The 12,594-nt window shown below is 55.1% G+C and carries 6 protein-coding genes; 4 read left to right on the top strand and 2 right to left on the bottom strand.

Going from position 1 to position 12,594, the window contains the following annotated elements:
* Positions 1-11 precede the first annotated feature (11 nt).
* The gene (locus tag LHU53_RS05810; RefSeq protein WP_227331223.1) at positions 12-1,415 is read right to left on the bottom strand and encodes a P-loop NTPase fold protein; all 1,404 of its coding nucleotides are present in this window, start codon (positions 1,413-1,415) and stop codon (positions 12-14) included.
* Between the two features lie 820 nt (positions 1,416-2,235).
* A complete protein-coding gene (locus LHU53_RS05815) occupies positions 2,236-5,073 on the bottom strand; it encodes an ATP-binding protein (protein WP_227331225.1) in 2,838 nt (945 codons plus the stop codon).
* 276 nt (positions 5,074-5,349) lie between these two features.
* Here LHU53_RS05815 and LHU53_RS05820 point away from each other — a divergent pair, with 276 nt between their 5' ends.
* From LHU53_RS05820 to LHU53_RS05835, 4 genes are all read left to right on the top strand, one after another.
* On the top strand, positions 5,350-6,855 hold the full coding sequence (locus tag LHU53_RS05820; protein ID WP_227331226.1) for a hypothetical protein: 1,506 nt from the start codon (positions 5,350-5,352) through the stop codon (positions 6,853-6,855).
* Positions 6,856-7,162: 307 nt separating this feature from the next.
* Positions 7,163-8,545, top strand: a complete 1,383-nt coding sequence (locus LHU53_RS05825; RefSeq protein WP_227331228.1) for a DUF4365 domain-containing protein — start codon at positions 7,163-7,165, stop codon at positions 8,543-8,545.
* Positions 8,546-8,549: 4 nt separating this feature from the next.
* On the top strand, positions 8,550-10,010 hold the full coding sequence (locus LHU53_RS05830; protein ID WP_227331230.1) for a hypothetical protein: 1,461 nt from the start codon (positions 8,550-8,552) through the stop codon (positions 10,008-10,010).
* 373 nt (positions 10,011-10,383) lie between these two features.
* A complete protein-coding gene (locus LHU53_RS05835; protein ID WP_227331232.1) occupies positions 10,384-11,997 on the top strand; it encodes a hypothetical protein in 1,614 nt (537 codons plus the stop codon).
* Positions 11,998-12,594: the final 597 nt, after the last annotated feature.

Raw genomic sequence — 12,594 nt, forward strand, 5'->3', positions numbered from 1 at the left:
CGCCCAGGTCCTCAATCCCGCACCGAAGCGGTCAGGTCAATCTTGCCTGCTACACCCGCCAAACTCACTGAAGTACGAAACCCTGAAAAGATATGCCGTCGAATAGCTGCTAGCTCACGCGCGCGGAACTTCACTACCGGTGGGTCTGACTCGTCAAGTTCATCAACTTGTCGCTTTAAGGCGAGATGACGGGCTTCACTTCGCTCCTTATTCGGATCAGCTGCAATCAGGTAGGCTTCAATCAACAAGCCAGATCGATTCGCTACAAATTGCACACCGCCGGGCAAGCCCGACAAATACTGCATCGCTTCTTCAGGACCGTCAATGCCAGAACAAAGTCGCCTGAAAAGGTCAATATTCTTCAAGCGCAGAACCATCAAAAAGGCAAGCAAAATGGGATCAAGATAGTGGTCTGGCGGAGTCTGCTCTATCACGATGCAAAGGCGGCCAATACAACGCTCACGTGCCCGAAGTGACATGTTGTGAACATCAGACAATTCTGTGAACGTATCTACAAAATTGTCTTTGTCGTATCGTGTTTGCTCACCGTTGCGCTTGGAAAAAGCGGAGTCCAACTCAAACCGCGTCAGCAAAGTTTGGGTAAACCTTTTCGTTTCAACCATTGGAATCCCGTATTCCAAGTCGATGAACCGTCGTAGATACTCGGGCGCATTGATCTTTTCACCATACACAGCGGCAGTACTCGCCTCAAGCTGCGACTTATCAACAGATAGCACAAAAACGATATGGGGTGCGTCAAAAAGATGTTTGATGCGTTCGAGCATCTCGATCGCAAATGTGGGTCGGCAGCGATCCAGCTCGTCGATAAAAAAGACGAGCGTCTCCTTTTGACCAGCCGCTTTCAGCAATTCAACGGCCTTCTCGACCTCCTCACGGAATTTCTCAAGCGCTCGCTTTTCTTTTTGAAAATCGTCAACTAGGTTACCAGCCACTTCACTTGTCGCGTCAGCAACCACCTTCTCAAAGTCTTCTTCAATATCCAGAACCCCAAGTGTTGCGACTTTGACCCCTGCAACGACAGCGCGTTTGGCGACGGCAGAGGCAATCTTTTTGACAGTGTTCAAGTGGCACCTGAATTCAGACTCAGCGCCATCGTCATTCAGGTGGATGTCATCAAGCCCGGAAACCAACGCCACCAATGGATCAGTGACATAGTCAACTTTCCATGCATTGAAATAGACACACTGAAATTGGTCGGCCATTAACTTGGCTTGCAACATTTTGACAATGGTGGTTTTGCCTGTACCCCACGGTGAATCCAAAGCAAGTACAAACGGTCCCTCCAGCCTAGCAATCAAACCTGCCAAAAATTCAACCAGAGGTTTTCGGTCCAGTGCGTCATTCAGGAAAGGGTTATCGGAGGGAATATCAAGCTCTGGCAATCTGTATTTCATGATGCATACCCTGAACTATTGACGAACACAAGAGACTTTTGGAAACAGGCATCAGACAGACGGCAACTATGCAAACCTGTTGCATGTCGTCACACACCAACACCAACTCTGGCAAACTGATCCAGCGTCATAGCCCCTCAAGTCATTCTAGAAGTCACCTCTCGCAAAAAGTGCTCAGCACGCCGCATTGGGTCAATGGACCATAACGCCTAGACATGACAGTCACAAAGGCTTTCGCCACTTCCATGCATACTCAAGCCATTCACCAGTCTTGTTTTCAGCCATTTTTTTTTACGTTGTTGATAACAAATTCTCAAAATTGATCTTTGGGAAATGTCACAAAGAGTGTCCTTCGCTCACCTTGCAAATTCTTGAAACACATGAATATGCTATTCACTGGTGATGTTCAGGCATAGAACATATTCTCAAAACGCCTTGCCATCGTTGATGATTCCAGCATTTCCATCGGACGGCACAATCCTGTCGATTCATCTTGCATGTTTGCGTGTTGGACTTCAACAGTCGGCCGCCCGAAAAACTGTTCAACCTTCAGGCCTGTGACTCTTCAAGGCTGATTGCGGTCCTAGACGGGAACATTACCAATTCACACAACCGAACCAAAGTGGAAGTACAGACTCCCGAACTTATGGCCCAAAAGCAGTCATAGGATTGGGGTGCCACCACATCTAGGTAGCTGACGGGTTTGCGTCCTTAACGGAGCCGAGGGCAACCTCGAACCGCCGCCCATTTGTGGATATCTCGGGCGGGGTAGGTGAAACAACTGAGTCAATTTAGGGTCGACCCTCACGGAGGGTCTAATTTAAGTCGACGCCAACACGCAGCCGCACTTCTTAAATTTCTTGCCAGAACCGCAAGGGCAGGGTTCATTGCGCCCGATCTTGACCCCGGCGGAAATCGGCTTGCTCCTTTTGATTGCCTGAGCATGCCCTCCCGAGCGCCACGGCGGTATCGGATTGGCCTTGATTTCCGCGATCAGCTGACGTTGGTTCGCGAGGGTCATGCGAGCCTCGGGTGCCAGGCCGGTCGCATAAGCCTGAAGCCGCTCCATCTCCCTCTCGGCCTCTGAGTAGTTGCCGCAGTAGGCCAGAACGACCGCATACTGCGCGCGGACATCCAAGTGCCGGTTCAGCATCTGGTTGTTCACGACCACTGGCATGACGTGCTGCTCAAGAATCTCACGCGCGCCCAGGAAATCATGTCGTGCGACGAACTCGTCAGCGAGGTCTTGTCCGACACGTATGAGCGAGTCGATGGCGCCGGCGATGGCGTAGAACTTCATGGCATGGATTCGCGCGAAAGGCGCGAGCACATGCAACTTGCCCGCCACCATGGCCTTGAGTTCGAGCGCATCCGCGAGTCGCTTGATGTCCGCGTGATCTCGTCCCGGCTTGTTGATAAGCGCCCAGAGCGCGGCTTGCTTCGCGCCGAGAACCTGCTCGGGCCGAATGCCGAGAACCGAGAACGTCTCGTCGATCACCTGTTCGACCACCCTCATCGCGCTTTCGTAGCACTCAAGGCGAAAGAGCGCCGCTGCCGCGTTGTAGAGGAAGACACGTCGGTGGACAGGCTTGTCCGGCAATCGGCTGTCCAGCTCGCGAATCGCGCGCCGAACCCCCTCTTCGTCACCTTGATTCGAGAAATGGAGCATGCGCTTCATCAGGAAGGACAGAACTTCGTCCTCACCGAGCACGCCGCTGTCGATCAATTGCTCCATCGCCGCCAACCTAGGAGCCAGACGATCCATGCGCCCGAGCTTCATGTCCGAGAAGACAAGGCCATCGAGAGCCCAATACCGCTGCTCCGGATCTGACCCGTCCTTGGCGATCAGTGCCTCCAGGTCGTGCCAGACCTCTACGGCAACGCCCATCTCATGGAACATCTCTTCCCCGACGAGGTCCACCAGCGTCTTGACGTCCCCTGTCGCCAGCAGCAACCGCGTGTAGAGCGATAAGCGCGCCGTGTTGCGATTACGCTCGAACGCCTCGACCATCAGGTCCTTGAGGGCAACGCGAGCCCGTGATGCGACCTCTGCGGGCATGCCTGACAGGTGCTGACTCCCGACAACACGGATGGCGTCATGCAGTCGGATCTCCTTGTTGCCGTAGATCTCCACGACCCCAGCGGCTCGCAATGCCCGGATCACGCCAGCAACCGCTCGCTCGTCCATCTCAAGGGCCGCGTCCAGCAGCTTGTTGATCTCGGCTGGTAGCAGGCCAATATCGGACAGGCTCAGCACCGCGATCGTCTGTTGCGCGGCGTGGGGAAACGCGTCGAATACCTTCGCCAGGATGACCTCTTGCGCGGTCTGGGTCAGGTTGGTCAACGCGTCGACTGCGTCGCACATCTGGTCGATGCGCCCTCCGTACTCTTCGCGAGCAATCGTCGCGGCACTCCTGACGAACAGCGGCATGCCAGCCGTCAGCGTCTTCATACGCCCCATAGTGGCCGCATCACCTCGACATCCCCACGCAGAGGCCGCCGCCGCAACATCGTCGACACCCCACCCATTCAGCGGCTCTCGCCTCAGGCCCAGAAGCGCTTCGATCTCGGCCAATGTCCCCAGCGGTTGCGCCAGGAGCACGAACTTCAGCGCAAACGTGACATCGACCATGCGCTTGAGGCTCTCTGCCGAAACACGATGCACGTTGTCCAGCACGACGATCGGCGAGAGTCCCTCGTGCTTGAGATAGATGTCCAGCTGGCGCAGCGACTCGACACCGGTGGCGCCCGGCAGCAAGACCTTGCGCGCCGCATCCGAACCGGCGCCAGCCAACTTGGCAGCCAGTTCGCGCACCAGCGCGAGGGCGAGGGCCTCCCCCGGCGTCTCCGAGCAGTCGAAGTACGCGCAGTTGTGGCTGCTAAAGGTGGCCGTCTGTGACGCCCATGCGGTCTTCCCTGAGCCAGAGAAGCCGGAAATGATTCGGACCCGGGAACTCGGGTCGATTTGAGGTTCGTTCTCCTGTGGACGGTACTGCTCCGGCGGCGCAGGGAAGTCCTGCAGCTGAATCAGGATCTGGTCGAATAGCGACGGCAAATCCGCGATCACGAAGGTGTGATCCGCATGGGGTGCCTCCCCGGCGGCCGCAGCCTGGACGCGTCCAGCCAGTTTCCACACGAGGGAATCAGGTGCTAGCATGGCGAGCGGCACTGTCGTGGCTCGATCAACACACCATGATACTGCCTCATCAATGTCCGCCCAAGCAGGCGGAAGTTGACCAAGGTCACCAGAACATTCGCGACCAGGCCACAGGATTTCAACGTCGCCTGCCAGCTTTCCAGTCTCGACCTGTTTAACCAAGGATGGTCCTAAGGCGCGGTTGACCACCACTACGAACGTCACTCGGCCCGGCCGCCGGCCCTGCAGGTGCTCTTGCCGCAGCGCGTCGAATCGTTCCAGAGCCGATTTGATGTCCGCCGGAATGAATGGCTTGCCGCGCGTCTTGACCTGGATGTAGGTTCGCCCCGCCGACGTGACGAGTTCGATGTCCTCGTCACGCTCGACCATCACGGAAGTCGCGCCGATCTGCCCTAAAGTAAGAAGACACGCGGCGGCATATAAATGCTGGTACAGGAAGCCGCGGTGCACCGCCTCAATGCGGATCTCTTGGGCCGGATCGAGCGTTTGGGTATGGGTCATATGAGCAAGACGACTTGGTTTCGGGCCTCTCGGGGTGCTTTCGCCAGCGGCAGCTGATCTCCCCGTCTGGAATGTAATCCCTCTTCTGCCGACTTCTAGCGGCGGAGCGAGCCTATAAGTCATTCTGGGAGCTGCCGGCAAGCCGCACGTCAGCGGCCACCGGAGCGATGCGCTCGAAGGCCCCCTTCCTTGTGGCGGTTCTACTCTATATTAGGCGGCTTCAATTCCCAGAAGGCGCTGGGCAAAGATTAAGTGCATTACCCGAGGATCCGACGGATGGCAGGACAACGATTGACGGGCGCTGCCGCGCAGGCCGAGGCCATGCGGGCGCTTGCCTTTTCGCGAGTTTGCATCGAATCGTCCCTGGCGCCCTTCGAGCCGAGAAGCACATTCGAGGTCTGGTTCTCGACCTTCCGCGGTATCGAAGAGCTGATCAACCTGCCGGGAGAACTGTGTGGCGAGCCGCTCCTCGAAGAGATTGTGAGTTTGGCCCTGCTTGACATGGGCGGCGTGCTCCAGGCATTTCCAACCATCAAAGCAGGCCTGGAGTCCCGCTTCTCCCGCTTGGTAGCACAACGGCTGGTGCACACGCTCATTCAGCTGCATGCCATCGCCACCTCGTTTGCGGCGCACAAGCTGCCTGCAGCTCGGGAAATTGCGACCGTCGGCACGGCCATCGGCTACTTGCAGTCCCGCCGACGGCATCTGCTGGCCCTCCTTCACACGATTCCCGGCGTTTGCCAGGGAACTCAGCGGCTGCAAAAGCTGGACGGCCTCAATCAGTTCCTGTACCTGATCGAGACCGCCGGCCTGGGGACAACGTCGATGCATCACAACCTGATGCTGGCCCAGGTGCACCCTGACTTCGCTTTGGACGTCGATGAGGTGGGGATCTTGGCAAGCCACAGTTTCAACGGACTGGACTTATTGTTCCTGGAGCCTGAGCGAACTTCCATCACTGAAATGACCGACGTCGACTTCACCGGGGTCAAGCGTGTCCCAGTGAACCGAAGACTGATCTTTTCCAAGGCCGAGCTGGAGAACAATCTAGCGTTCATCGCCGCGGCGTACGCGGAATTCAACCTACACGAGACGTCATATGGCCAGTTGGCCGCGTTCATCCGCAGCTTGCTTCCTCTCGTTGTTGATGAGTATTTCGTTCGGCTGACGGTCAAGCGCTTCGACGAACTTTGCGCCGAGCAGAAGTTGCTCGACTCCCTCAAAAAGGCACTTGTCGTTGAAGGTGCCGACTACGTCGAAAACACCAGCACTTACGCGCCGTTAACGCGCGTCGGCGGCGACCTCGTCACTTCGATCACCCTGCTCGGTCGATTTGCCAACCATTGGAAGAATGTCTGTCTGAACCGAATTCGTCGATATCAGATCCGCTCCGGGTTCATCTTCGAGAAGTCGGTCAAATCAGCGCTGCTGGCCCAAGGGTTCGACGTCACGGATATCAAGAGAATGGGGCGCGCCGAGTTCGACGTCGTTGCGACACTCGATGGTGTGATCTACAACGTCCAGTGCAAGAACAACCTCGTCGACTTGCAGCGAATCGAGGCCGACGTGCGAAGATTCGTCCGCTACAACGGCTCCCTTGACCGGGCCTACCGGAAGGCTCTCGAGAAGGAGCGCAGTCGCGAGCACTTGCTTCTGGGGGAGCTGGGCCTAACGACGATCAAGCATTTCGTTGTGAGCCGCTTCCCCGTCGCAACGCAGAACCCCCGCGTTTTAGCCTATGGCGAGATCTCGCGATTCAGGGCTTTGGCAGTGGCCGCGTAAGCATGCTGAGCGGCGCGGTTTTTCAGCTATTGCTGGCAGGAAGAACTACCTCTTCGGATTAGCCGCCTATGCTAGTCAAATCGCACCAACCTATGGCACCAACTTGGTTCGACGACTCAGTGCTTTGCCGTGGCCGTTAATGTACTAGCTGCTAAAGTTCATGTCCATAGCCAAATAGCAATAACACGCATTTGTCGATACGCCTATTTTGTGACGCCCAGACACTGTACGGACCGGATCGAGCGCACTGATTCCAAATTGTCTCCAGATATGCGGTAGAGTGAGCCCATAGCTCATTTATGTACACATGGCCCAGCCAACTGTTTCGGAACAGCAGCCTGCTCATAAATTCATCTGGGGAGACGGAAAGAGGATGCTAGGCAAGAAGCTGACGGATCAACAACTGCTCGGTGAACAAGGGACCTCCCTCATCAGCCTCGCCGTCTCCAAGATGGGTTATGTCTGGCGACCGACGTCTCAGCACGACACAGGCATTGACGGTGAGATTGAGATCCGAGACCCCGCCTCAGGTGTGGTTTCGGGTTTGTCGCTCAAAGTTCAAAGCAAGGCCGTCTCCAACTTCGAGGGCGAGACCGAAGAGGGTTTTGATTACCGGGCGCAACAGCGTGATGTGGACTACTGGCAGCAGCACAACGTCCCGGTGATCCTTATCGTGTCGAGGCCTCCCACGAACGAGGTTTATTGGCTCCCTGTTCGCGATCCTTCTGGGCAGCTTCGAGAGCGCAAATTCCACTTCGTCAAGAGCCGGGACCGGCTCGACGACAGCGCGGCTTTAGGGCTTGCTGAGCTTGTCCGAACACAGGCCCAAGGCGCCCGAGGTATCGCATTGCGGCGCCGTGAGCGTCTAGTCAGCAACCTGATTCCCGTCAAATCTTTGCCGTCCCGTCTGTTCTTGGCGGAGACGCCGCACCATCAACCCAAAGCGATGGGGCAGGCCCTAAAGGGACGGGAGTTGACTTTCGAGAACGTGGTCCGCAGCAAGCAGGTGTTGACGGTGCGCGACCTGACTGATCCCCAATACTCTTTCCTTTGCGACCGAGGAACGGTTGAAGATTTCCCTACCGAACAATGGTCTGCATCTAACAACCCAGTCGTTCAGCGAGAATTCGTCTGGCTCTTGAACAGCTGCCTGCGTCAGTTCCTCCGAACCTCGCCAGGAAGAGTATTGTTCGACAAGAAATCTAATGTTTACTTCTTCCCCGCGCAGGTGGCCGGAAGCCCGACAATGCTCAGCTATCAAGGGCAGAAGAAGCTCACCGCACGAGAGGTCGTAAAAGTATTGATGAACAAGAAGAAGGGCCACCTCATGGGACACAGGCATTCGGCCATGAACGCCCAGTTCGCCAAGTATGGCGATGCCTGGTATCTGGAGGTCAGCCCCACCTATATCTTCACGGGGCCTGACGCCATCAAGCCGAGCAAATATGCGGCCGAATGGACTACTGGCATCAAACGCTTTGAACGCAACAATGCGGTACTTGGCCAGCTTGGCATGTGGGCCGAGGTCCTGAGTCCAGCAACAGATCTTTTTGCCGAACCGTATCCCCATCTCAGCTTTGGAGCGCCGCTGACGTTCCAGTTAGACCGCGGCCTAGATGACGCGGCCTGGACCGCAGGAGACGAAGAGGCGGCACTTGCCGGAAACGAACTTCCGCTCGGTCTTTTCTAGAAGCATGAAACTAGATTTCCTTGAAGAGCCAGAGCTCGAGTTTGGCCGTCACGGCCGCCACGTGGACATCAGGCAAGGTCTGAAGATGTATGGTCCCCTTGACACGGCAGATGACGACGTGCGCCGCATTCGTATCGGGATCGTTGGCACTCAGCAGACCATAGACGGTCTGCGTCGCTGGCTTGAGCGATGTGCAACAGGCGTTGAAGCGAAGAAAAGTCGGCAGCCCAACCTTTTCCCAGACTTCCCGGGCTTCGGGGATCACTCGCCGTTTCAAGCCTCCTTCGAGATAGACGACGCATCGTGTAGGGTCATTCCGTCTCGAGAGCTACGCGAAATATCCAACTATGCCCATTACGGCGCACTAATTCGCGGCGTGGAACTCTTGACCAGTGAAGTCCGAGCATTGTCTGAGGAAATCCGGCCTGCTGTCGTGCTGGTCGCGCTGCCTCCCGAGCTTGTTGGGCTGGATGACGACGAAGACGATAGCGAGGAAGCAAAGGTCAAGGAGGCGCCTCGAGGAGAAAAAGAAGAGTTGGCCTACGGGACTGACCTGGATCTTCATCACATGTTGAAGGCAGCGGCCATGAAGTTTGGTCAACCAATCCAGATCGTTTTGCCAACCACCTATGACCCCACCGCGAGGGCAAAGACAAACAAGCTCGACGGACAGCGAAAGCTACAAGACGAAGCTACCCGCGCATGGAACCTGCATATTGCCTTGTATTACAAGGCCAACTATCGGCCTTGGCGGATCGTGCGCAATCCGAATGACCTGAAGACGTGCTTCGTCGGAATCAATTTCTATCGTTCGCTGGACAAGGTTAACCTCATGACCAGCATGGCTCAGGTCTATGACGAACGAGGTGAAGGCGTAATCGTGCGTGGTAAGCCGGTGGCCTTGAAGAAGGACGACCCGATTCCGCATTTGTCGAGTGAGGATGCGTTCACGCTAATCGTTCATGCCCTCACTGAGTATCGGCGGGAGCATAAGCACTCGCCCGCACGTTTGGTCCTGCACAAGAGCTCGAACTTCAGCGCGGATGAGTTGTCAGGCTTCAATCGAGCAGTCGAGGATCAGCGGCTCGATACCGCTGATTTCCTAGTGGTGGAGAAGAGCTTCACGCGACTGTTTCGGGAGGGCAGCTATCCACCGTTGCGGGGGACGCTACTGAGCCTCGATGATCGCAATCATGTGTTGTACACAAAAGGAAGCGTTCCCTACTACTCCACATTCCCGGGCATGTATGTTCCGCGCTCGCTTCGATTCAAGATTGCACAAGGCGATGAAAGTCCTCGCAAACTTGCCGAAGAGATTTTGGCGTTGACAAAGCTTAACTGGAACAACACGCAGTTTGACGGGGGGGAGCCGATCACTATGCGGGTTGCTCGCCAGGTCGGCAAGGTTCTCAAATATGTCGCGGCGGATGGAGTTGTGCAGCCAAAATATAGTTTCTATATGTAATTGGCCTTGAATTTAGCAGGACTCTCTTGGTATTTAGGTTCCCACGCAAACCTGAGCATGGGGTTAGCGGGTCACTTCAGCGTGGTGACTCGAAATTACAAGTTAACGGATTCGCGTCCGCAAAGCTGTCACTCGCCAATTTCGGCAGTTGGCCCGGACCTGCAGCCGACCCAAAGCGGAAATCTACATGTTGCGATTCATCGCCACAAAGCGGACGTTCAGAATCTTTTGACGAGGTGGGCCCAACTCGGCTTCCAATTTACTCAAATATTCTTTTCGAGATGTCTCTGGACAAACATTACGCCATAGGCCACAGTAAGTAATGACTACGACGAAAACAGCCACTGTAGATCGAGGTGCTTATCAGACTGCGTTGGACAAATTCGACGTCGCGATATGTGAAGCCATTGCGGTCAGCCAAGCGTCGGCCAATCGCATGGCTGCTCCGAACTTGGGCTGTGCAACTCAGGTGTTCGCACGAATGTGTAGCGCTGGGATGTCCTTAGTGCGTGTGGCCCCACTGTCGCGCTGGGTCCGCTCGGACTTCGAGAATTGGGACTTTGCTTCAGTGTCAGGCTACGCCTGCGGGCTCCTTGATGGTTTTCTCCTCTTTCGTTACCTAATTAAGTCTCCAAAGTCAGGGGCGGAATTGCAAGTCCGTATTGACGTGATGAACATCAATGACTGCAGTCGCCGGATTGAATTGCATAACAACCTTGGTAGCTTGGCGGACGTGGCTCGCTTTGAGAAGCAAAGAAGTGAGATTCAAGATCGTCTGAAATCGAATGAACACTTCATCACCCTGCCGGATCTGCTGCAAATCCAATGCCTGAATGGCAGCGTCCTGATGATCGATGGCCGCGATGAAATTCTGGCCGCAGTGGGTTTCCCAAAGAGTCAGTTCGACGCAATGTATGGCTTATGGACTCAGCATTTGCATATTTTGCCAATGTCGTTCTATCGCATGGAGTCCAATGGTCGTGGTACCGGACTCGAAAATGAAGTAGACAGGTCTTACATCACCCAAACACTTGAAATCTGCGCGGCATTTCTTACGGATGCAACTGATTGCATGGTTGCGCACTTTGCGGATGCCGCAGATTCACGCAAAGGACTTGAATCAAGATTTCAGCCTGGCCCCGTTCTGAACTGCCCCAAGCGCCTTACAGCACCTGAGGCAACGGAGCGTGATCGACCAGGTTACGTTAAGCGGTACATGATTGCTCTTGGAAAGCCAGGCATTACTCGTTGGCAGAATGACCCAGCCATTCGTAAGTTGGCCGAGGAGCGAAGCAGAAAATTGATCAACTCTCCTTGGGACACTGAACTTTTAGAAGTCGGCCAGTCCCGAGAATTTGCGTTCCTACGCGACTTTTGGAACCTGTTCCAGGAGTGCACTCAGTCATGCCTAACCCTGGATCTGGTGCGTGACCTTGCCAAAAGTTCCCTGGAGCAAATAGAGCCTAAGCGAAACATTGTTACCGTGACCTATTGGGTGGAGAGCTATCTAAACGAAGTCTATATTTTTCAGTGTCGATTGCTTGATCTCATCAAATTCATTCAGCGAAAGTACAAAAAGGACGCTGATTTCACTGAGTTTGTGAATGCCGTTGGTGACTCTTTAGCCGAGTTCGTGAAAGTGGCACTGGAATCTTTAGTCAACGATCGCGGTACACACGTTCATCAGCGGCGTCATCGACAAGCCGATCCAGAATTGGCCAGACTGACACAGCTGGACGCAATGATCGACATCCTAGGGCACACAGACCTTAGTCTTGTGAGAGAGCAGTCCCGTAAAGATGCGACGATTTGGGTCACAACCCAACTTCGTCACTATTCTGACTTATCTTGGCACTTGCTCGACGAAGTGTGCCGTGGCTTTTCCGATGGAATTTTGCTAGAAAATGACAGGATAATTGTGCCGTCACATCTCAAGGATGATCCTGATGACCTGCTGAAAGGGCAAGAGCATATTACCTATCTGTAGTTGTTTCATTCGATGTTCTGACTCCGAATTCCCATCATGCTCCATTGCCACGGCACGGACCATAACGACCCTAAGCAGAAGTCCGCTGACCTGAACTCGAAACCGAAAATCTGACAGTCAAATCTCTTGGTGCCGAGCAACGGCGCAACTCAGTCGGTCCGCGACTCGCTGCGACAATACAGTGATGGCAAGGGACGATTTTTCGGTCAGCATAAAGGATGCGCTCGCAAAGCGAGTCAACCTATGCTGCTCCAATCCTGGTTGTGGCAAGCCCACCTCTGGCCCGCACTCTGATCCCGGGCGAGCTCTCAATATCGGCGTGGCGGCACACATTACCGCAGCTGCCTCAGGCGGTCCTCGATTCGATGCGTCGCTGACACCAGAGGCGAGGGCATCTGCTGACAACGGCATTTGGCTGTGTCAAAGCTGCGGAAAGCTCGTAGATAACGATGCTGCGTCATTCACCGTCCGTATGCGGCTGGGCATCCCATATTGAGTCGATGCAGATGATCAGGCATCGTCCCCACGAAGGAGATCGTGGAGATGATGAATCAAATATCGACAGTAGAGCGACCCCGGCGGCGCGAGTACAGCGCC

Origin of the sequence: Rhodoferax sp. U2-2l (genome assembly GCF_020594515.1) — a bacterium.
Lineage (GTDB): Bacteria > Pseudomonadota > Gammaproteobacteria > Burkholderiales > Burkholderiaceae_C > Rhodoferax.